The sequence below is a fragment of the Azospira inquinata genome (genome assembly GCF_018905915.1).
Classification (GTDB): Bacteria; Pseudomonadota; Gammaproteobacteria; order Burkholderiales; family Rhodocyclaceae; genus Azospira; species Azospira inquinata.
This window is the reverse complement of the sequence record NZ_CP064782.1, coordinates 2329648-2348333: the sequence shown is the minus strand read 5'-3', so window position 1 is coordinate 2348333 and position 18686 is coordinate 2329648. Positions and strand designations below refer to the sequence as shown.

Below are 18686 nucleotides of genomic sequence, written 5' to 3'. Positions count from 1 at the left end.
CTTTCCCGGGCCCCGGGGTAAAAATCCCTCCCCAGGCCCGGGGGATTCGGGTATTATCGGCAGAGATAAGAATTATTCTCAGCATTCGATTGGTTGTGGGACAGGGAACACCCAGCCGCGCCCCTTCCCGGCCAGTCAGGCGGGAATCCACTTTTAGCGCGCCGATGAAAGCTTTTAAACCCATCCAGCTCTCCCAACTCCAGCCCGGGCAGGAAGGCGTCATCGCCGCCATTCACGCCGGCACGGATCTCTATCCCCGCCTGGCCGCCCTGGGCTTTCGCATCGGCAAGCCCATCCAGGTCATGCGCCGGGGCTTTCTCTCCGGCCCCCTCCACGTTCGCCTGGGCACCACCGACGTCATCATTCGCCGCCTGGACGCCCAGCGCATCGACGTGGCTCAGGTTTAGCCCATGAAACGCATTGTTCTGCTGGGGATGCCCAATACGGGCAAGTCCACCTATTTCAACCGGCTCACCGGCGCTTCCGCCCGGGTGGGCAACTGGCCCGGCGTCACGGTGGATTTGCTCTCCGCCAAAATCCTGGTGGGAGGCGCCATGGCGGAGGTGGTGGATCTGCCGGGCATCTATGACCTCCACGGCTTTTCCGACGACGAGAAGGTGGTGCGCCATTTCCTCGAAGACAATCCGGTGGATCTGGCCGTACTCCTGGTCAATGCGGTCCAGGTGGAGCGTCAGCTGTCCCTGGTACTCCAGCTCCAGGCCCTGGGCCTACCGGCCATCCTGCTCCTGAATATGGCGGATGAAGCCCGCCAGTTCGGCATCCACATCAACACCGCCGCCATGGCCCAGGCTCTGGGCATGCCCGTGGTCCTATTCAGCGCCAAATACGGCGATGCGCAAAAGGATGTCCTGGCGACCATGGCCAAGGCCCTGGGGGCGGAGCGTCCGGCCGTGCCGCCGGAAAAGGTGCGGCAAGCCCTGCACACGGACCACGCCATTGAGGCGGACATGGCCCGCATCGTGGCGGACACGGTGCAGGTGCCCGCCCGGCTCTCGGACAATCTGACGGATAAGCTGGACCGGGTCGTTCTCCACCCCTGGCTGGGCCTGCCCCTCTTTTTCCTGGCCATGTTCCTCCTCTTCCAGGCGGTGTTTTTCCTCGGCCAGCCTTTGCAGGACGGCATGGCCTGGCTCTTCGACCAAGTTCAGCATCTGGCCCTGGAGCCCCTCCTGGCGCCCTTGCCTGAACTGGCCCGGGGCTTCCTGCTGGACGGCGTTTATAGCGGCCTGTCCACCGTGGCCGCCTTCGTGCCCATCATCGTGCTCTTTTTCCTCTTCATGGCCGTGGTGGAGGACACGGGCTACCTGTCCCGGGCCGCCTATCTCACCGATGCCCTGATGGCCAAGCTGGGCCTGGATGGGCGCAGTTTCGTCATGCTCCTCATGGGCTTCGGCTGCAATGTGCCGGCGGCCATGGGCACCCGGGTAATGCGCTCCCGGCCCCTGCGCCTCCTGTCCATGCTGATCATTCCCCTGTCCCTGTGCTCCGCCCGGCTCCAGGTCTTCCTCTTCATCATCGCCGCCCTGTTCTCGCCCAGCCACGCCGGGGGAGTGCTTTTCAGCCTCTACCTGTTCAGCTTCGCCACCGCCATCATTACCGCACTCCTCTTCAAGCGCCGCTTCCCTTCCACCGAACCCTTCGTTCTGGAACTGCCCCCTTACCGGCTACCCACCCTGCGCCAGGTACTAGTACGGGGCTGGCTGGAGGTACAGCACTTCCTCAAACGGGCCAGCAAAATCATCATCGCCGGGGTGGTGCTGGTGTGGGCCCTGACCCACTTTCCGGTGGGCGTGGTGCCGGCTAGCGACGCCAGCTATGCAGGCATGATCGGCCATGCCATGGAACCCATCCTGAGTCCCATCGGCATCAGCGCCCAGCTGGCCGTGGCCCTGATTTTCGGCTTTGTCGCCAAGGAAGTGGTGATCGGCTCCCTGGCGGTGATTTTCGGCGCCGAAGGCTCCGGCCTGGCCCACCAGCTGGCGGGCCACATGGACTGGGTTCAGGCCTACAGCTTCATGCTCTTTACCCTGATCTACACCCCCTGCCTCTCCACCATCGCCACCCTCAAGGCGGAAAGCCGCAGTCTGGGCTTTGCCACCCTGGCCGTGGTCTGGCCCCTGGCCCTGGCCTGGGGGGTGTCCTTCCTCTTTTATCAGGGCGCCCGGGCCCTGGGCTTTTAGCCGACCCCATGGGCCGGGTTTCCCCGGTCCCCCCCAAACAAAAGCCCGGACTATGCCGGGCTTTTGTTTAGCTACTTACTTGGTCTAGGGAGCCAATTCCCTCGCCCCTACAGGGCATCGAAGCCTGCGTCTTCCACCGCCTGACGCAATTGTTCCGTTCCCACCTGGGCCGGGTCGTAGGTCACCGTGGCCTGGCCCGGCTCCAGCACTACCTCCGCCTGGGCCACCCCGGGCAGCTTGGACAGCACGCTGGTGAGGGAGGCGACGCATTTCTGGCAGCTCATGCCGCCCACTTTAAGGGTTGTGGTTTCCATCATGCACTCCTGTTCGTAGAAAGGGGATCGGGCCGCCAGCGGCGCAGCAGCAGGGAATTGCTCACCACGGAGACCGAACTCATGGCCATGGCCGCCCCGGCCACCACCGGGTTAAGCCAACCCAGGGCCGCCAGGGGAATGCCCAGCACGTTGTAGATAAAAGCGAAAAACAGGTTCTGGCGGATTTTTCCCAGGGTAGCCCGGGAAAGGGAGATGGCGTCCGCCACTCCCCCCAGGTCATTTTTCATGAGGGTCAGGTCCGCCGCCTCCAGGGCCGCATCCGAACCGGCCCCCATGGCAAAGCTCACATCGGCGGCGGCCAGGGCCGGAGCGTCGTTGATGCCGTCCCCCGCCATGGCCACCAGACGACCGCCCTGTTTCAGGGCCTGGACCGCCGCCGCCTTGTCCCCGGGCAGCACCTGGGCCTGGAAGCGGCTGATGCCCGCCGCCTCGGCAATGGCGGCGGCGGTGGCCGGGTTGTCCCCGGTGAGCATCACCACCTCCACCCCCAAAGCCCGCAGCCGAGCCACGGCGGCGGCGGAAGAAGAACGCAGGGGGTCGGCAATGGCGATCCAGCCCAGGAGGCGCCAGGGGGCCAGAGCTATGCCCGTCTCCCCGGCGCCTGCGGCATCGCCCCCCTGGGCCAGCCCCACCACTGTCTTACCCTGGGCCTGGAGCTGAGACAGGACGGTCATGTTCCCTTCCACCCCCCGCTCCTTCAGCCAGGACGGGCTTCCCAGGGCCAGGGACCGGCCAGACACCGTGCCTTGGACCCCGTGGCCCGGGAAGTTCTGAAAGCCTTGTACCTCGGGGAGTTCCAGGCCCCGGTTGTCCAATTCGGCCAACACCGCCCGGGCCAGGGGATGATCCGAGCCCTGTTCCAAAGCACCGGCCCAGGCGACCAATTCTTCCGCGGAGGGAGCGCCCGCCCCGGCCAGGGGCAGACAGTCCGTGACCGCCGGCTGGCCCTGGGTCAGGGTGCCGGTTTTATCCACCGCCAGCACGGCAATTTTCTCCGCCCGCTCCAGGGCTTCCGCATTTTTCACCAGAATGCCCGCATTGGCGCCCCGGCCCGTGCCCACCATGATGGCCGTAGGAGTCGCCAGACCCAGGGCGCAGGGACAGGCGATGACCAGCACCGCCACCCCATTCACCAGGGCGGTGGTGAAGTCCCCCCCCAGCCACCACCAGAGGACGAAGGTGAGGGCGGCCACGGCACATACGGCGGGGACAAAAATCCCCGCAATCCGATCCGCCAGACGCTGCACCGGGGCCTTGGAGCCCTGGGCTTCTCCCACCTGGCGGATGATGCCCGCCAGCAGGGTGTGTTCCCCGACCCCGGTGGCCCGGCAGCGCAGCAACCCGGGGCCGTTGAGCGCCGCAGCGAAAACCCGGTCCCCCACCCCCTTGGCCACGGGCATGGATTCTCCAGTCAGCATGGCTTCATTGACGCTGGAGCTTCCTTCCACCACCTCCCCATCCACCGGCACCCCTTCCCCGGCCCGGACCAGGTAAATATCCCCGGGCACCAGGGTATCTACCGGCACCTCCTCCCAGGTGGCCCCTTCCGGGCCGGGCCGTTGCACCCGGGCGGTCCGGGGCTGGAGTCCCACCAGGGCTTCCAGGGCCGCCGTAGTGCGGGCCTTGGCCCGGGATTCCAGGAGTTTGCCCAGCAACACCAGGGTAATCACCGCGGCGCTGGCTTCAAAATAGACGTGCCGGTGCTCCAGGCCGGCCAGGGTCACCACCAGGGAAAAGCCGTAGGCCATGGAGGTCCCCAAAGCCACCAGCACATCCATGTTGGCGCCCCCGCCCCGCAGGGATTTGTAGGCGCCGTCGTAGAAACGCCAGCCGATCCAGAACTGAACCGGGGTGGCCAAAGCCAGTTGCAACCAGCGGGGCAGCCATTCTCCACCGTGGGCCATGGAGGCCATGGCGGCGGGGGAAAGCATGGTGCCCATCTGGGCCAGCAGAGGTAGGGTGAGCAGGGCGGCGATGAAGAAACGGCCCCGGTCCCGGGCGTAGCGGGCCGCCTTGCGGGCCTTTTCCTCCTCCCGGGAACGGTCCGTGGCCAGGGTGGCGCCAAAACCGGCTCGCTCCACCGCCGCCACCAGGGCCTCCCCGTCACACAGGCCGGGGACATAGCGCACCCGGGCCCGTTCGGCGGCCAGATTGACGCTGGCTTCCACCCCGGGCAACCGGTTCAGCACCTTTTCCAGGCGCGCCGAGCAGGCAGCACAGGTCATGCCCGTAATCGCCAGTTCCAGGGTGCCCGGGGACACGGAAAAGCCCGCCCGGTCCACCGCCGCCACCACCTGGACCGGCGTGGTGGCCCCCTCCTCCGCCAACCGCACCGTGGCGGTTTCCGCCGCCAGGTTAACGCTGGCTTCCACCCCGGGCAGCCGGTTCAGCACCTTTTCCAGACGTGCCGAGCAGGCGGCACAGGTCATGCCCCCAATGGGCAGGTCCAGACGACGGGAGGAAGGGGAAGGAGGAGAAAGAGCCATAAGCGGGTAAGACGGAGAGGGCTGACGCCCCCATTATGGCCCAAATTGGGGGCCCCTCAACCCGACGGCCGGTAGGGTTATTTGACCAGCAACACGGGACAAACGGCCCGTTGCAATACCCGGCTAGCGACGGAACCGAGCACGGCGGCGGCCAGGGCGCCCCGGCCCTGAAAACCCAGCACAATCTGGTGGCAACCCAGGGCGGCAGCTTCTTCCACGATCACTTCCGCCGCCTGGCCCACCCGGAGGTGGCGTTCGAAGGCCAGATGGGCCGCCTTCAGCCGGTCTTCCGCGGCGCCCAGAACGGCTTCCGCCTCTTCCCGGTAATAGTGCTGGAGGGCCTCATGGCCCACGTAGGCCTGCACCAGCCCCACGGGCACCGGGGCATGGACGTGGAGCAAATGGATAACCGGCGTTTCCTTAAGCCAGGCCGCCTGTTCCACCAACCGGTCCACCGCCCGCAGAGCGCACTCGGAGCCATCCACCCCCAATAAAAACGTCGGCATCGCTTTCTCCCGCCGCAAAGGCTGCACAAGAATCAAAGGGCCAGGGCCAGACGCACCGCCCCCACCAGCCCCCAGACACCAAAGCCCAGCACCAGCAAGCCAGCGCCCCGGCGCACCAGGGGACGCCGGACAAAGCCTTGCAAACGGGCGGCCAGCAGGCCGGCGAGCAGCAGATTGGGCAGGGTGCCCAAGCCGAAAGCCAGCATTAAGCCGGTCCCTTTCCAGGGGCTGCCGCTCACCAGGGCGGTGGCCAGCACACTATAAACCAGACCACAGGGCAACCAGCCCCACACCAGGCCCAGGGGAAATGCCTGGGAGACCCGGCGGGCGGGCAAAAAACGTCGGCTGAGGGGCTGGAGCCGCCGCCACAGTAGCTGCCCTGCCCCTTCCGTCACCGCCAGAACCCGGGTGGCCCCCAGGAGATAAAGGCCAAAGGCCACCAGCATCAGATTGGCTAGGCAGTAGAGGGCGATACGCACGGGCATCTGGCCGCTCAAGGCCAGACCCGCGCCCCCCAGAGCACCGGCCAGGGCACCGGCCAATCCATAGCTGGTCAGTCGCCCCCCGTTGTAGGCCAGATGCAGAGGCCAGCGGCGCACCCCGGGGGCAGTGCCCAGGGACAAAGCCCCCACAATGCCGCCACACATGCCGACGCAATGCACCCCCCCCAACAGGCCCACAATAAAGACGGTCAGGGCACCGGGCAAGGAAGACAGGGCAGGATCAGGCATGGGCGGGGGAAAGGGGAAGAAGGGTGGGAATTGTAGCGGCTCGGGCCAGGCGGGGAAATGGCATGGTAGGCCCGGGGGCGCCGTTCGGCCCCAAGAAAAAGCCCGGCACCAGGGCGCCGGGCAGCAAGACAGCTTATTTCCCACGATATCCGGCGCTGGATGCGCACGAACGGGATTCCCGTTCGTGCGTGCCAGCTTCGGCTTTTATCCGGACACTTGCGGCTGTGCCCGGCTCCCCCCTGAGGACGGCCTTACTCAGATCACCTTGGAATAACGGGTGCGCTGCCGGTCGGCGCGCAGATATTTATCAAACACCATGGAAATGGCCCGCACCAGGAGACGTCCCGGGGGCAGTACCGTAATCCATTTATCGTCCACCTTCACCAGACCGGCCCGCTCCATCTCCGCCAGGTCAGACAGCTCCTCGGCGAAATAGTGTTTGAAGTCGATGAGATGGGCGATTTCAATGGATTCGATGGAAATTTCGAAGTGGCACATCAAGGCCTGGATGATGGAGCGCCGCAGCAGATCATCGGCGGTCAGCTCAATGCCCCGCAGCACGGGCAGAATGCCGTTATCCAGGCTGTCGTAATACTCGTCCAGGGTGCGCACATTCTGGCTATAAGTGGGCCCCACCTTGGCGATGGAGGAAATGCCGAAGGACAGCATGTCGCAATCCGCGTGGGTGGAATAGCCCTGGAAATTCCGGTGTAGCCGCCCCTGGCGCTGGGCAATGGCCAGCTCGTCATTGGGCTTGGCAAAGTGGTCCATGCCAATGAACACATAGCCCGCTTCGGTAAGCTTGCGAATCGCCAGGGAGAGGATTTGCAGCTTGGTGTCCGGGTGGGGCAGCTGGTCCTCGTGGATGCGCCGCTGGGGCTTGAAATGGTTGGGCAGGTGGGCATAGTTGTAGATGGACAGCCGATCCGGGTCCATGGCCAACACCCGCTCCAGGGTCCGGTTAAAGCCCATCAGGGTCTGCTGGGGCAGGCCGTAGATCAGGTCAATGCTGATGGACTGGAAGCCGTTTTTCCGGGCCGCGTCCATCACATTGAAGGTTTCTTCTTCGGACTGGACCCGGTTCACCGCCACCTGGACCCGCTCGTCGAAATCCTGCACCCCCAGGCTCATGCGATTGAAACCCAGCTCCCCCAGCAGGGCCACGGTTTCCCGGTCCACCTTGCGGGGATCCACTTCAATGGAAATTTCCGCGTTGTCCGCCAGCTTGAAATGCTGCCGGGTCATGGCCATAAGCTGGCGCATTTCGTCGTGGGACAGGAAGGTGGGGGTACCACCGCCCCAGTGCAACTGGGTCACTTCCCGGTCCCCATCCAGGTACTGATCCTGGAGGGCCATCTCCTTGCCCAGGTACTTGATGTACTTGGCGCTACGCCCGTGATCCTTGGTAATGATCTTGTTACAGGCGCAGTAATAGCAGATGGTGTTGCAGAAAGGGATGTGGAAGTATAATGAGATCGGTCGGCTGATTCCGCCGATATTGCGTTTCCCCAGCCACAGCTTGAGGGCTTCCGCATCAAAGGCTTCGACGAAGCGATCCGCCGTCGGATAAGACGTATAGCGAGGACCGCTGATGTCGAATCGGCGGATGATCTGGGGGTCGAAGACGAGGTTGTCGGTAGCGAAAGTCATTGCAGGAAAGCGCTTTAAGTACGGCTAATTATGGTGGTGGGTGAATTATTTCACGTTGACCTGGATCAAACGCTCAATAGGTCCCCTATGAGGTTCCCGATTCCGTGCCCAAAGCCCTCTATGCCGCCCCAGCGAGGAACGACATGCCGTTGAACAGCAACGCCAAAGAAATCACGTTGTCCATCATCAAGACAGCCTGCTCCAACTGTAACCTGCAAGAGCTCTGCCTGCCCCTGGGGCTGAATGAGGCGGAGATGGCCAAGCTAGACGAGCTAGTGAGTGCACGTCGTAAAATCAAGCGCGGCGACCACCTTTATCGGGCCGGCGAGGTTTTTGATGCGATTTATGCCATTCGCAGCGGCTTTTTCAAAACCGACGTCATCCTAGAAGACGGCCGGGATCAGGTCACCGGCTTTCAAATGGCCGGGGAACTGCTGGGGCTGGACGGCATCAGCACGGAAGCCCACTCCTGTAACGCGGTGGCCCTGGAAGACAGCGAAGTCTGCATTATCCCCTACCCTCGCCTGGAAGGTTTGTCCCGGGAAGTGGTTTCCCTCCAGCACCATTTCCACAAAGTCATGAGCCGGGAAATTGTCCGGGATCACGGGGTCATGATGCTGTTGGGCACCATGCGGGCGGAAGAGCGGCTGGCCGCCTTCCTGCTCAACCTTTCCCAGCGTTTTACTGCCCGGGGCTATTCCCCCGCCGAGTTCTACCTGCGTATGACCCGCGAGGAAATCGGCAGCTATCTGGGCCTCAAGTTGGAAACCGTAAGCCGGGCCTTTTCCCGCTTCCAGGAAGAAGGCCTGATCAGCGTCCAGCAAAAGCACATCCGCATTCTCAATACCCCGGGCCTGAAACGGCTCATGACCCATCAGGCCAGCTAAGCCCGAAGGCCCGGGCCACCGGGCTTCCCCTCCCTTTTAGCCCCCCTCAGGCCCCTGGCTCCCCGCGCCCCGGCGAGCGCCCATGGGAATACCCAGGCGCCGCAACATATCCTCCGGCAACAATCGCCGGGCCCAGGGCAAAAGCTGGGTATTTTCCTTGAGAATATGGGCCCGATACCGGGCGGCAAAGGCTGCTACCCGGGGCCAATCCAGCTGGTCCCGGCCCTCATCCCGGGTTTTGGCCAGGGCACCCAGTAGCCATTGCCGCTCCCGGTCCATCCAGTAGTGATCCACCAGCAACTGGCCCACCAGGGCCCCCAATTCCCCCCGCCCCTCCTGGGACACCCGGTCCGCCATGGCGGGGAACAGGTCTTCCTCCTCGTCTTGGTGGTGAAGAGGGGCCGCCAGGGTGAAATAACGCTGAATCCCGGCAATCGCCTCTTGGGCGGCTTGATCCACTCCGTGTTCCGCCAGATGGGTCCGGAGGCGCTCCAGCAGGGCAAGCTGGGCCTCAATACGCTCGTGGCAGGCCTGGAGCATTTCCAGGGGATCGTCCCAGGACGGGCTTTCCGTCCCGGGGAGGGAAAAGGACAACATCACAATACTCCCCAAAAACCGGCGGCCTGTTTGGTCAGGGCCACCGAAACAATGTAGGCAAAACACAAGACCGCCAGGACAACCCCAAGACGCCGCCTCCGAGGGCTGGCACCACGCAGGGCCAAGCGGCCGCTGAAAATGTAGAGCACTAGGCCCACCAGCTTGGCCGTTAGCCAGGGCTGGGCCCCCGGGTACTGGCCCGTGCTCCAGGCCAGCCCCAGACCGCTGAGGAGCAGACCGCTGTCCACCCCATGGGGCAACCAGCGCACCGTCCAATGGCGACGCCAGGGAGAATCAGGGGCCAGACACAGGGCCCGGAAAAGGAATCCCGCCCCGGAAAGGCTGACGCAGGCGATGTGGAAAAGTTTCAAAGGGGTCATGGCGGAATTACCCCGGCTGGCCGTCCGGGCGGGGGCGGCAATAAATGCCCAGATAGGGAATGCCCCAGACGGCAAAGACCATCAGCCAGAGCACACTGGCCAGGACAAAGGGATGCCACCAGGCTCCCGACGCCAGGAAATCCCCCGCCAGACGTAGCAGGGGAACAAACTGAAAAATCAGGAACAGGGGCCAAATCCGGCGATCCCAGGAAAAGGAGCGGCCGGAGTGGCCCAGGCTAACCCGGGTCCCCATGCCCAGCAGGAGGGAGCACATAAACCCCAGGGTCAGCACATGGAGAGGCCCCCACCCCGCCCAGGCCACCCCGGCCAGTTGCAGGAGGGATTGGAGACAGCTGAGCGCAAGGCCCAGAGCCAGCCACACCACAGCCAGGTGAAGCATGGCCAGCATGGGGATTTTTCGCACCCGCCAGGGCTGCCAGCGCCAGGCCAGCAGCCCCACCGCCACCGCCCCCACCCCGTCAGGCAACCAGGTCCAATACCAGGCGCCGAGTATTTGCAGCAGCCCATGGAGCATCAGGGCACCCAGCCCCAGGAATAGGTGCAGGCGAGGCCGTTCAGCCCGGTAATGGGCCAAGGCAGATTGGGTAAAAAAGGGCACCATGCGATGGGCCACGACGAAGAAAATAGGGAGGGCAAAGCCCCACAATCCGGCCTGGAGGGCAATATCCACCCCATTCCCCGCCTTTTCGGCCAGGGCGCCCAGGGCCAGGGCACCGCTCAGCCAGCCCCAGGCCAGGGGCAGAAGCACCCCATAAACGTAGCCGTCATGCCGCCCCTTGGGGCCGATCCAGGCGCTACGGGCCAGTTGGTAAAGCCCCCAGGCCCAACCCGCCATAACCAGGGCGCCGCCCACCAGGAGGGCCGCCGGAGCCATCAGGAGCAACAGCCATCCTCCGCCCACGGCCAAGGCCGCAGGTAGGTAGCGGGGAAGAGTCAGGGCCGGGCCCCCCACCCACTTGGGCAGGGCGGTCATGAGAAAACCGAACATGAAACAGGGCAGCATGCCGTAGACCATGGACAAGCCATGCCACCACAGGGGTGGCAGGGTCCAGACCGGGGGCGTTCCCCAGCCGCCATAACGGGCAGCCATATCCCAGGCCCAGGCCCCCATGAGCAGCAGGGCCAGGACAATAGCTTCCCAGAAAAAGATGCGATGGGGGGCGCTAAACAAGGCTGGCAGCTTCATGGCAAAACACTCCCGGGGGGATGGACGGCCCCCATTGTCCGGATCGCCCCCGGGCTTTCCTTAACCCCTATCAAAAATCCCGGGTGGAAAAAAAGCCGCAGGCTTTTCAGGCTGCGGCTTTTCCAGTCTCTCCGGCAGGGGTCAGACGCCTGCCAGCAGGGGCGGCTTGATGCCCGTGGTCAGATATTCGATCAATTCCTTGACCGGCCGGATGGCGGCGCCGAACGGCAGGGTGGCGGCGCCCCGGAAAAACAGGCCTTTGCTCACATCTCCGCCCACGGCAGCAGCCAGCTGGTTGTCGATACAGAACTGGCCGTGTTTAGGATTGCTGTCCCGCAGACCGCACTGGATAAGACAGTCCCAGGCCAGGGTACACTTGTGTTCCCGGCCGGCGGCGGCCGCCATGAGCTTGCTTTCCCGGGACAGGTATTTTTCCAGCCAGGGGGTTTTCACCGCCCGAGCGGGAAGGCCAGCACAGCTCATGAATTCCACCACGTCCTGGGGCTTGGCGCCGGCCAGAACCTTCTTGAATTCCATGTCCGCGTCCCCTTCTTCGGTGACGGCAAAGGCGGTACCCATCTGGACGGCGGAAGCCCCCAGATTCAGCAACTCCCGAATACGCTCGTGGCTGTTGATGCCACCGGCGGGAATCAGGGGAATGCGTTCGGAGGCGATACCCAGTTCTTCAAAGGCGTCCAGCACCCCGGGAATGACCACGGAAAAGTCGAAGCGGGGATCGTCCAAATCTTCCTTCTTGGCCGCCCCCAGGTGGCCCCCCGCATATTTGGGGTGCTCAATGACGATGGCGTCGGGCAGCCGGTTCTTGCGCATCCACTTCTTCAGGAGCAGCACCACCCCCCGCACATCGGAAAGGATAGGAATCAGGGCCACACTAGGGAAATCTTCCGCCAGTTCAGGCAGATCCAGGGGCAGACCGGCCCCCATGACCACGGCGCCGATGCCGCTTTCGCAGGCCACCCGGACATGGTCCTTATATTGGGATACGGCCCGCATCACATTCACGGCCACCACGCCCCGATCCTGGGCGATGGCTTGGGCCCCACGAATTTCCCGTTCCAGGGCAACCAGGTTGGCCCGATCGATGGCCTCCTTATCCCGGGAACGACCGGTTTCCGCCATCAAGTCAGGATGGAGACGACGCAAATCCACGCTGGCGATGGTCCCCACTCCGTTAAAGGAGGCGACCGTACCCGCCAGATGGTGGGCGGAAATCCCCACCCCCATGCCGCCCTGGACAATGGGCAGCAAGGTCTTGCCTTTGAGCTTGAGCGGAGGAAGGGGGGTGTTACTCATGAGGGAAACCTAAAAATAAAGCCGGCCAAGATAACACAATCCTCTTGATTTGGTTTGAAATAGATCAAAACAATCGTTGATAACAAACCCGTTTTGGGCCGGGGTCCAAAACGGCAGGAGGAGGAAAGAAAGGACCGGAACGGCCACTTACCTGACCGTAGACCGCCAATCTTCCCCCGTGTTCCCGAATCAGAGCACCACTTCCTCATGGGGTTTTGGCTGGCTCACCCCGGTCCAGCCCAGACGCTGCTCAATGGTTTCCCGGAGGGCGGTGGCGGCTTCTGCTTCCCCATGAACCACAAACGTATGCTCCGGCGGGCGACGGAAATGGCCCAGCCAGTCCAGAATGGCCGCCTGATCCCCGTGGGCAGACAAACCGCCAATGGTGTAAATGTCCGCCTTCACCGGCACCGGTTCGCCAAAAATCTTCACCATCCGGGCCCCATCCACTAAACGCCGGCCCAGAGTGCCGGCAGCCTGGAAGCCGGTAATCAGGATGGACGATTCAGGCCGGGGCAGATTGTATTGGAGATGGTGCTTAATCCGCCCGGCATCACACATGCCACTGGCGGAAATAATCACCGCCCCTTCCCGGATGTCGTTGAGGGCGATGGATTCAGCCACATCTTTGGTGAACGTTACCCGCATCTGGTGGGGGTTAGCTTCATGCCAGGCAATCAGGGCCTCGGTTTCGTCATCCAAAAGATTCTGGTGGCGCATGGTGATCTGGGTCGCAGCATAGGCCATGGGGGAATCCACATAAACCTGGAGGGCAGGCAGGCGCTCCTCCTTTACCAAGCGGGCCAGTACATAGAGGATTTCCTGGGTACGCCCCACGGCGAAAGCGGGAATGATGATATTGCCCCGCTTTTCCCCAAAGGTACGGTGGAAGGCCTGAACAATTTCCGTATCCGTTTCCGTCAGGGAACGGTGCAGACGATTGCCGTAGGTGGATTCCACCAGCAGCACATCCGCCTCTTGAATAAATTCCGGGTCCCGCAGCACGGGGCGCCCCGGCTGACCCAGGTCTCCGGAAAACACCAGCTTCTTAGTCCCCCGCCCGGTTTGCAGCCACAGTTCAATAATAGCCGAGCCCAGAATGTGGCCCGCGTCCCGGAATACCGCCCGCACAGCGGCGTGGGGATGGACATTTTCTCCATAGCCCACCGCCCGCACCTGCTGCAAACAGGCCTGGGCCTGGATGACCGAATAGAGGGGCGGTTGCACCCCCCGAATTCCCCGGCCCCGGCGGTGCTGGCGCTTCAACTGCCACTCGCTTTCCTTCTCCTGGATATGGGCACAGTCCAGTAGCAACACCTGGAGCAAATCCGCCGTAGCCGCCGTGGTGTAAATCGGGCCCCGGTAGCCCAGCATGGCCAGGCGGGGCAGGAGCCCGGAGTGGTCGATGTGGGCGTGGGTGACCAAGACAAAATCCAGGGTGCGCACGTCGAAGGCCAGGGCCTGCTGATTTTTCCGGTAGGCATCGCCGCCCCCCTGGAACATGCCGCAATCCACCAGAAACCTCACCTGGGGCGTCTCCACCAGATAGCAGGAACCGGTCACTTCCCCGGCCGCACCCCAGAAGGTGATTTTGGTCTGATCCACTTTGTTTTTTTCCGTCATACCACTCTCCTCTTTTGGGTCCATTGTGAAGGCTGGCGCGGGACGCGGTTTGACATCCGTCAAAACTGACGTAGCATCGGCAGCCTAAAGTAGGTCCTACAGACTGACCAAGGAGGTTACATGTTCAAGCACATCCTCGTCCCCACGGACGGCTCCCCCATTTCCCTGGAAACTGCCAAGCATGCCGTGATGTTCGCCAAAGAGAACGACGCCATCATCACCGCCTTTTACGCCAAGCCCGAATATCCTGTGACTTACTACGGAGAAGGGGCCCTGATCGACCCCACCACCCCGGAAAAGTTTGCCGAACTGGCCGACAAGCAGGCCGACGAATTCCTGGCCCAAATTCAAAAGCTGGGCAGTGACGCGGGGGTAACGGTGAAAAAAGTCGCCGTCACCAGCGACGTGCCCTACGAAGCCATCATTGACGCCGCCACCCAGGCGGGCTGCGACCTGATTTTCATGGCATCCCACGGTCGGCGTGGCATCAGTGGCTTGCTCCTGGGTAGCGAAACCAATAAGGTGCTGACCCATTCCAAGATTCCCGTCCTGGTCTATCGTTAAGAGTCCGTAATTTAGAACACAAAAAATAAGCCCGGAATATCCGGGCTTATTTTTTTGAAAGCGGAAACTCTTTTACTTATTTTCTTCCTTGCTATTCATCTTTTTCATGAAATAGGCAACGTAGAAAATAGCCATGATCAGGATGAAGCCGATGGTGAAAACGCTCAACAAGCCAATGTCGCTACCGAACAAAATTTTCAAAGCAACCATGGTGTTACCTCCCGTTCAACGATTAGAAAAAGAAGTTATTATTTTTTTGCATCCAAATTAACGGATGCTTGTTTCTCCATATTCCACTCGGTCGTCAGCCGCCACTGTTTCTGTCCATCTTCAATGGTCACATACCAACGCCCTGAGATAGGGTTTTCCAGTTTACCGCTGTATTTACCATCCCCAACACGCACCAGCGTCAAATCCTGATCCAAGCCAGCCCGAGTCGGATGATTCAAGTGCAGAGACAAAACTTCCGGCAGCGGCTTGCCCTGGCTAGAGGTCAGGGTCCCTACCAGAGAACCTTTATCGCTGCTCAAGGAAAACTCTCCGCGTAGCCCCATATTGGCGGCCATGTGGTCCCGATCCAGGGTTTGATTGATTTCCAAACCCTGTTTGTAATAATCGTCTTCCACCAGTCCATCGTTGCTTTTCACTGCCAGGAAAGCGGTGGTAAAGCCTGCCACCACGACGATGGCCGGACCGGTCATCAATATCCACGGCCAAGGTTCCCGATACCAGGGACGTCCATCGGTATTATGCAGGGAAAACGCCATGAAAATGACCTCTCGATTTTGAACTACAGATAAATCCGCATTTCGGAATTAAGGACTTTAATTGCTTTAATTCGGAAATAAAGACTTGGAGAAAAAGCGGAGCGGCTTGCGCCACCCCGCTTTTCAGCCAATTACTTGGCAGCCGCGTCAGCAGCCGGTTGTTGATCAGCAGCCGGTTGGGCGTCCGCAGCAGCCGGGGCAGCAGGAGCCGCAGCCGGTTGGGGGGACGGTTCGCCGCCGCTCAGGCTCAGCACATAGGCAGCCAGCAGGTGAACCTTGGGTTCGCCAAGGAATTCACGCCAGGCGGGCATGCGGTTGTTACGGCCCTTGGTGATGGTTTCGATGATGGTGTTTTCGGAGCTACCGTACAGCCAGACCTTGTCGGTCAGGTTGGGAGCGCCCACCGCATGGGTACCATGAGCATCGGGACCGTGGCAGCCGGTGCAACCGGCGGTCATGAAGGTTTCCTTACCCTTGGCGGCCAAAGCGTCATCGTGAGGCAGACCAGACAGGGAACGGACGTAGTTAGCCAGATTCTTGATGGTATCCGCGCCCAGAGGAGCGTGGCTAGGCATCATGGCGGTACGGCCATCCAGGATAGTCTTTTCGATGGTTTCCGGATCACCACCCCATTGCCAATCGTGGTCGGTCAGGTTGGGGAAGCCCTTGGCGCCCCGCGCATCGGAACCGTGACATTGGGAGCAGTAGGTCAGGAAGAGGCGCTTGCCCATTTCATTGGCTTCCTTGTCGGCAGCCACGGCACGCAGATCCATCTTCATGTACTTGTCGAAAATGGGGCCGTAGGTTTCATCGGCCTTTTTCACTTCCGCTTTGTACTGACCAATAGAGGTCCAACCCAGCACCCCCTTGAAGCTACCCAACCCAGGGAACAGGGTCAGATAAACCAGGGCGAAAACCACGGTGATGTAGAACAACCAGCTCCACCAGGCCGGCAGAGGATGGTTGTATTCAGCCAGGGTTTCATCCCATTCGTGACCAGTCGTCGTAACAGTGCCTTCAGGCCGGACGCTTTGAGTCTTCAGGAAGACCCCGCAACCGATCACGGACACCAATACGATGACAATTACGTACAAGTTCCAAAACTCGTTGACGAAATCGCTCATGATTTTTTCCTTTGATCCTCGCGGTCGAGGCGAAGAGTCGCCTCGTCCGTTTCGTCATCTGCGAACGGCAGCTTGGCCGCCTCATCGAAATTGCGACGGCTGTGCTTACCGAAAGCCCACCACACGATGCCCAAGAAGAGCACGAAGGAAACCACCGTGAAGGCGGAACGCAGATCGTTGATATCCATGACTTTACTTGGTGTTCTTCAGCGCCGTACCCAAACCTTGCAGGTAGGCAATCAGAACTTCCTGTTCAGTCTTGTCGCCAATGGCAGCCTTGGCACCGGCGATGTCCTCATCGGTGTAAGGAACACCCACCATGCGCAGAGCACGCATCTTGGCTTCGATATCGGCACCTACAGAATCCTTAGCCTTGTTATTGGCCAGGAAAGCGTAAGCGGGCATGTTGGACTCAGGAACCACGTCACGAGGATTGTTCAAGTGAGCGGTGTGCCATTCATCAGAATAGCGTTGGCCCACCCGAGCCAGATCCGGCCCGGTCCGCTTGGAACCCCATTGGAAGGGGTGGTCATAGACGGACTCACCAGCCACGGAGTAGTGGCCATAGCGTTCGGTTTCAGCCCGGAAGGGACGAACCATCTGGGAGTGGCAGTTGTAGCAGCCTTCCCGGATGAACACGTCACGACCGGCCAAACGCACCGCGTCATAGGGCTTCAGACCTTCGACCGGTTGGGTGGTGGATTTTTGGAAGAACTGCGGAATGATTTCCAAAGCACCGCCCACACTCACGGCCAACAGCGTCAGGACGATCAACCAGCCGACATGACGTTCAACAAAGTCTTGTGTCAGTTTCATTATTTAATCCCCCCTAATTAGGCGTGATGCGCAGCAGGAGCCAGAACCGGGGCATCCACAGCCTTGTTGCCGGCAATGGTCTTCAGCACGTTGAAGAACATCAGAACCATACCGCTCAGGAACATGATGCCGCCCACCAGACGGATGGTCCAGAACGGGTAGGAGGCCTTCACCGCTTCAACGAAGCTGTAGGTCAGGGTCCCGTCCGGATTCACGGCGCGCCACATCAGACCTTGCATCACACCGGCAATCCACATGGAAGCGATATACAACACCACACCGATGGTGGCGATCCAGAAGTGGGCCGTCACCAGCTTGGTGCTATACATTTCCTTTTGGCCAAACAGCCGGGGGATCATGTAGTAGATGGAGCCAATGGACACCATGGCCACCCAACCCAGAGCGCCGGAGTGAACGTGGCCGACCGTCCAGTCAGTGTAGTGGGACAGGGCATTCACGGACTTCACGGACATCATGGGGCCTTCGAAGGTGGACATACCGTAGAAGGACAGGGAGGTGATGAGGAACTTCAGGATGGGGTCATCCCGCAGTTTGTTCCAGGCGCCGGACAGGGTCATGATGCCGTTGATCATGCCGCCCCAGGAGGGAGCCAACAGGATCAGGGAGAAAACCATACCCACGGACTGGGTCCAGTCAGGCAGAGCGGTGTAGTGCAGATGGTGAGGACCCGCCCACATGTAGGTGAAGATCAACGCCCAGAAGTGCACCACGGACAGACGGTAGGAATACACCGGACGGCCTGCTTGCTTCGGCACGAAGTAGTACATCATGCCCAGGAAGCCGGCGGTCAGGAAGAAGCCCACCGCGTTGTGGCCGTACCACCACTGCACCATAGCATCCTGCACACCCGCGTAGGCGGAGTAGGACTTGGTCAGGGTGACGGGGATTTCAGCACTGTTCACCACGTGCAGCAGAGCCACAGCGATGATGAAGGCACCGTAGAACCAGTTGGCCACATAAATGTGGCTGACCTTACGGATGGCGATGGTACCGAAGAAGACCACGGCGTAGGAAACCCACACCAGGGTGATCAGGATATCAATCGGCCATTCCAGTTCGGCGTATTCCTTGGCCGTGGTGAAACCCATGGGCAAGGAAAGAGCCGCCAGCAGAATTACCAGCTGCCAACCCCAGAAGGTGAAGGCGGCCAGGCCACCCGCAAACAGCCGGGTGTGGCAGGTACGTTGTACGACGTAATAGGAAGTCCCCATCAGCGCGCAGCCACCGAACGCAAAAATCACCGCGTTGGTGTGCAGCGGACGCAGACGTCCATAAGTGAGGAAAGGCGCGAAATTAAGCTCCGGCCAAACCAATTGAGAAGCAATGATGACACCAACCAGCATGCCAACAATGCCCCAAACAACGGCCATTATTGAAAATTGCCGTACTACTTTGTAGTTGTATGTGGATTGCGTTTCCGACATGGACCCACCTCTCGACTAGGAAAAGAAAATCTCTTATATGCTGCCTCCCAAGT

General features: G+C 61.4%; 20 protein-coding genes. 4 read left to right on the top strand and 16 right to left on the bottom strand.

Going from position 1 to position 18686, the window contains the following annotated elements:
- Positions 1-164: 164 nt before the first annotated feature.
- Both Azoinq_RS10730 and feoB read left to right on the top strand, forming a co-directional pair.
- A complete protein-coding gene (locus tag Azoinq_RS10730; protein WP_216129235.1) occupies positions 165-407 on the top strand; it encodes a FeoA family protein in 243 nt (80 codons plus the stop codon).
- 3 nt (positions 408-410) lie between these two features.
- Complete coding sequence (gene feoB / locus Azoinq_RS10725) at positions 411-2201, top strand: ferrous iron transport protein B (RefSeq protein WP_216129237.1); 1791 nt, start codon at positions 411-413, stop codon at positions 2199-2201.
- 107 nt (positions 2202-2308) lie between these two features.
- Here the strand turns inward: feoB and Azoinq_RS10720 are convergent, their stop codons facing one another.
- The 5 genes from Azoinq_RS10720 to hemN form a co-directional block, all read right to left on the bottom strand.
- Positions 2309-2518 carry a heavy-metal-associated domain-containing protein gene (locus Azoinq_RS10720; RefSeq protein WP_408627065.1) on the bottom strand — a complete coding sequence of 70 codons (210 nt, stop codon included), beginning with the start codon at positions 2516-2518 and terminating at the stop codon, positions 2309-2311.
- Positions 2515-5022, bottom strand: coding sequence for a heavy metal translocating P-type ATPase (locus Azoinq_RS10715; protein WP_232368464.1), 2508 nt, complete (start codon positions 5020-5022; stop codon positions 2515-2517). Before Azoinq_RS10715 ends, Azoinq_RS10720 begins: the two co-directional genes overlap by 4 nt.
- A 77-nt stretch (positions 5023-5099) precedes the next feature.
- Positions 5100-5528, bottom strand: a complete 429-nt coding sequence (locus tag Azoinq_RS10710) for a universal stress protein (protein WP_216129239.1) — start codon at positions 5526-5528, stop codon at positions 5100-5102.
- Positions 5529-5560: 32 nt separating this feature from the next.
- A complete protein-coding gene (locus Azoinq_RS10705) occupies positions 5561-6259 on the bottom strand; it encodes a sulfite exporter TauE/SafE family protein (protein WP_216129241.1) in 699 nt (232 codons plus the stop codon).
- Positions 6260-6514: 255 nt separating this feature from the next.
- On the bottom strand, positions 6515-7909 hold the full coding sequence (hemN, locus tag Azoinq_RS10700; protein WP_216129242.1) for an oxygen-independent coproporphyrinogen III oxidase: 1395 nt from the start codon (positions 7907-7909) through the stop codon (positions 6515-6517).
- A 143-nt stretch (positions 7910-8052) separates the two neighbouring features.
- On the opposite strand from hemN, the gene fnr reads away from it, so the two are divergent.
- Complete coding sequence (fnr, locus tag Azoinq_RS10695) at positions 8053-8796, top strand: fumarate/nitrate reduction transcriptional regulator Fnr (RefSeq protein WP_216129243.1); 744 nt, start codon at positions 8053-8055, stop codon at positions 8794-8796.
- A 36-nt stretch (positions 8797-8832) separates the two neighbouring features.
- On the opposite strand, the gene Azoinq_RS10690 is transcribed toward fnr, so the two are convergent.
- The 5 genes from Azoinq_RS10690 to Azoinq_RS10670 all read right to left on the bottom strand — a co-directional run bounded on the left by Azoinq_RS10690 (position 8833) and on the right by Azoinq_RS10670 (position 13917).
- Positions 8833-9393, bottom strand: a complete 561-nt coding sequence (locus Azoinq_RS10690) for a hemerythrin domain-containing protein (RefSeq protein WP_216129244.1) — start codon at positions 9391-9393, stop codon at positions 8833-8835.
- On the bottom strand, positions 9393-9773 hold the full coding sequence (locus Azoinq_RS10685; RefSeq protein WP_216129245.1) for a SirB2 family protein: 381 nt from the start codon (positions 9771-9773) through the stop codon (positions 9393-9395). The genes Azoinq_RS10690 and Azoinq_RS10685 overlap by 1 nt, the downstream gene beginning before the upstream one ends.
- Before the next feature lie 7 nt (positions 9774-9780).
- Positions 9781-10980, bottom strand: a complete 1200-nt coding sequence (locus tag Azoinq_RS10680; RefSeq protein ID WP_216129246.1) for an NnrS family protein — start codon at positions 10978-10980, stop codon at positions 9781-9783.
- Between the two features lie 141 nt (positions 10981-11121).
- On the bottom strand, positions 11122-12294 hold the full coding sequence (locus Azoinq_RS10675; RefSeq protein WP_216129247.1) for an NAD(P)H-dependent flavin oxidoreductase: 1173 nt from the start codon (positions 12292-12294) through the stop codon (positions 11122-11124).
- A 189-nt stretch (positions 12295-12483) separates the two neighbouring features.
- Positions 12484-13917, bottom strand: coding sequence for an MBL fold metallo-hydrolase RNA specificity domain-containing protein (locus Azoinq_RS10670; protein ID WP_216129249.1), 1434 nt, complete (start codon positions 13915-13917; stop codon positions 12484-12486).
- Between the two features lie 120 nt (positions 13918-14037).
- Between Azoinq_RS10670 and Azoinq_RS10665 the strand changes: the two genes are divergently transcribed.
- Positions 14038-14481, top strand: coding sequence for a universal stress protein (locus Azoinq_RS10665; protein WP_216129251.1), 444 nt, complete (start codon positions 14038-14040; stop codon positions 14479-14481).
- Between the two features lie 72 nt (positions 14482-14553).
- On the opposite strand, the gene Azoinq_RS10660 is transcribed toward Azoinq_RS10665, so the two are convergent.
- The 6 genes from Azoinq_RS10660 to ccoN all read right to left on the bottom strand — a co-directional run bounded on the left by Azoinq_RS10660 (position 14554) and on the right by ccoN (position 18633).
- On the bottom strand, positions 14554-14691 hold the full coding sequence (locus tag Azoinq_RS10660) for a DUF3149 domain-containing protein (protein ID WP_216129253.1): 138 nt from the start codon (positions 14689-14691) through the stop codon (positions 14554-14556).
- A gap of 38 nt (positions 14692-14729) precedes the next feature.
- A complete protein-coding gene (locus Azoinq_RS10655; RefSeq protein WP_216129255.1) occupies positions 14730-15248 on the bottom strand; it encodes a FixH family protein in 519 nt (172 codons plus the stop codon).
- A 131-nt stretch (positions 15249-15379) separates the two neighbouring features.
- A complete protein-coding gene (gene ccoP, locus Azoinq_RS10650; protein WP_216129257.1) occupies positions 15380-16372 on the bottom strand; it encodes a cytochrome-c oxidase, cbb3-type subunit III in 993 nt (330 codons plus the stop codon).
- On the bottom strand, positions 16369-16560 hold the full coding sequence (locus Azoinq_RS10645) for a cbb3-type cytochrome oxidase subunit 3 (protein ID WP_216129259.1): 192 nt from the start codon (positions 16558-16560) through the stop codon (positions 16369-16371). The genes ccoP and Azoinq_RS10645 overlap by 4 nt, the downstream gene beginning before the upstream one ends.
- A 4-nt stretch (positions 16561-16564) precedes the next feature.
- Positions 16565-17188 carry a cytochrome-c oxidase, cbb3-type subunit II gene (ccoO, locus tag Azoinq_RS10640; RefSeq protein ID WP_216129261.1) on the bottom strand — a complete coding sequence of 208 codons (624 nt, stop codon included), beginning with the start codon at positions 17186-17188 and terminating at the stop codon, positions 16565-16567.
- Between the two features lie 17 nt (positions 17189-17205).
- Positions 17206-18633 (bottom strand): cytochrome-c oxidase, cbb3-type subunit I, encoded by a 1428-nt coding sequence (gene ccoN / locus Azoinq_RS10635; RefSeq protein ID WP_216129263.1) that lies wholly within the window; start codon positions 18631-18633, stop codon positions 17206-17208.
- Positions 18634-18686 lie beyond the last annotated feature (53 nt).

Excerpts from the sequence above, each read along its gene's own strand:
- Azoinq_RS10730 (WP_216129235.1), top strand. The coding sequence starts at position 165 with ATGAAAGCTTTTAAACCCATCCAGCTCTCCCAACTCCAGCCCGGGCAG.
- feoB (WP_216129237.1), top strand. The coding sequence starts at position 411 with ATGAAACGCATTGTTCTGCTGGGGATGCCCAATACGGGCAAGTCCACC.
- Azoinq_RS10720 (WP_408627065.1), bottom strand. The coding sequence starts at position 2,518 with ATGATGGAAACCACAACCCTTAAAGTGGGCGGCATGAGCTGCCAGAAA.
- Azoinq_RS10715 (WP_232368464.1), bottom strand. The coding sequence starts at position 5,022 with ATGGCTCTTTCTCCTCCTTCCCCTTCCTCCCGTCGTCTGGACCTGCCC.
- Azoinq_RS10710 (WP_216129239.1), bottom strand. The coding sequence starts at position 5,528 with ATGCCGACGTTTTTATTGGGGGTGGATGGCTCCGAGTGCGCTCTGCGG.
- Azoinq_RS10705 (WP_216129241.1), bottom strand. The coding sequence starts at position 6,259 with ATGCCTGATCCTGCCCTGTCTTCCTTGCCCGGTGCCCTGACCGTCTTT.
- hemN (WP_216129242.1), bottom strand. The coding sequence starts at position 7,909 with ATGACTTTCGCTACCGACAACCTCGTCTTCGACCCCCAGATCATCCGC.
- fnr (WP_216129243.1), top strand. The coding sequence starts at position 8,053 with ATGCCGTTGAACAGCAACGCCAAAGAAATCACGTTGTCCATCATCAAG.
- Azoinq_RS10690 (WP_216129244.1), bottom strand. The coding sequence starts at position 9,393 with ATGTTGTCCTTTTCCCTCCCCGGGACGGAAAGCCCGTCCTGGGACGAT.
- Azoinq_RS10685 (WP_216129245.1), bottom strand. The coding sequence starts at position 9,773 with ATGACCCCTTTGAAACTTTTCCACATCGCCTGCGTCAGCCTTTCCGGG.
- Azoinq_RS10680 (WP_216129246.1), bottom strand. The coding sequence starts at position 10,980 with ATGAAGCTGCCAGCCTTGTTTAGCGCCCCCCATCGCATCTTTTTCTGG.
- Azoinq_RS10675 (WP_216129247.1), bottom strand. The coding sequence starts at position 12,294 with ATGAGTAACACCCCCCTTCCTCCGCTCAAGCTCAAAGGCAAGACCTTG.
- Azoinq_RS10670 (WP_216129249.1), bottom strand. The coding sequence starts at position 13,917 with ATGACGGAAAAAAACAAAGTGGATCAGACCAAAATCACCTTCTGGGGT.
- Azoinq_RS10665 (WP_216129251.1), top strand. The coding sequence starts at position 14,038 with ATGTTCAAGCACATCCTCGTCCCCACGGACGGCTCCCCCATTTCCCTG.
- Azoinq_RS10660 (WP_216129253.1), bottom strand. The coding sequence starts at position 14,691 with ATGGTTGCTTTGAAAATTTTGTTCGGTAGCGACATTGGCTTGTTGAGC.
- Azoinq_RS10655 (WP_216129255.1), bottom strand. The coding sequence starts at position 15,248 with ATGGCGTTTTCCCTGCATAATACCGATGGACGTCCCTGGTATCGGGAA.
- ccoP (WP_216129257.1), bottom strand. The coding sequence starts at position 16,372 with ATGAGCGATTTCGTCAACGAGTTTTGGAACTTGTACGTAATTGTCATC.
- Azoinq_RS10645 (WP_216129259.1), bottom strand. The coding sequence starts at position 16,560 with ATGGATATCAACGATCTGCGTTCCGCCTTCACGGTGGTTTCCTTCGTG.
- ccoO (WP_216129261.1), bottom strand. The coding sequence starts at position 17,188 with ATGAAACTGACACAAGACTTTGTTGAACGTCATGTCGGCTGGTTGATC.
- ccoN (WP_216129263.1), bottom strand. The coding sequence starts at position 18,633 with ATGTCGGAAACGCAATCCACATACAACTACAAAGTAGTACGGCAATTT.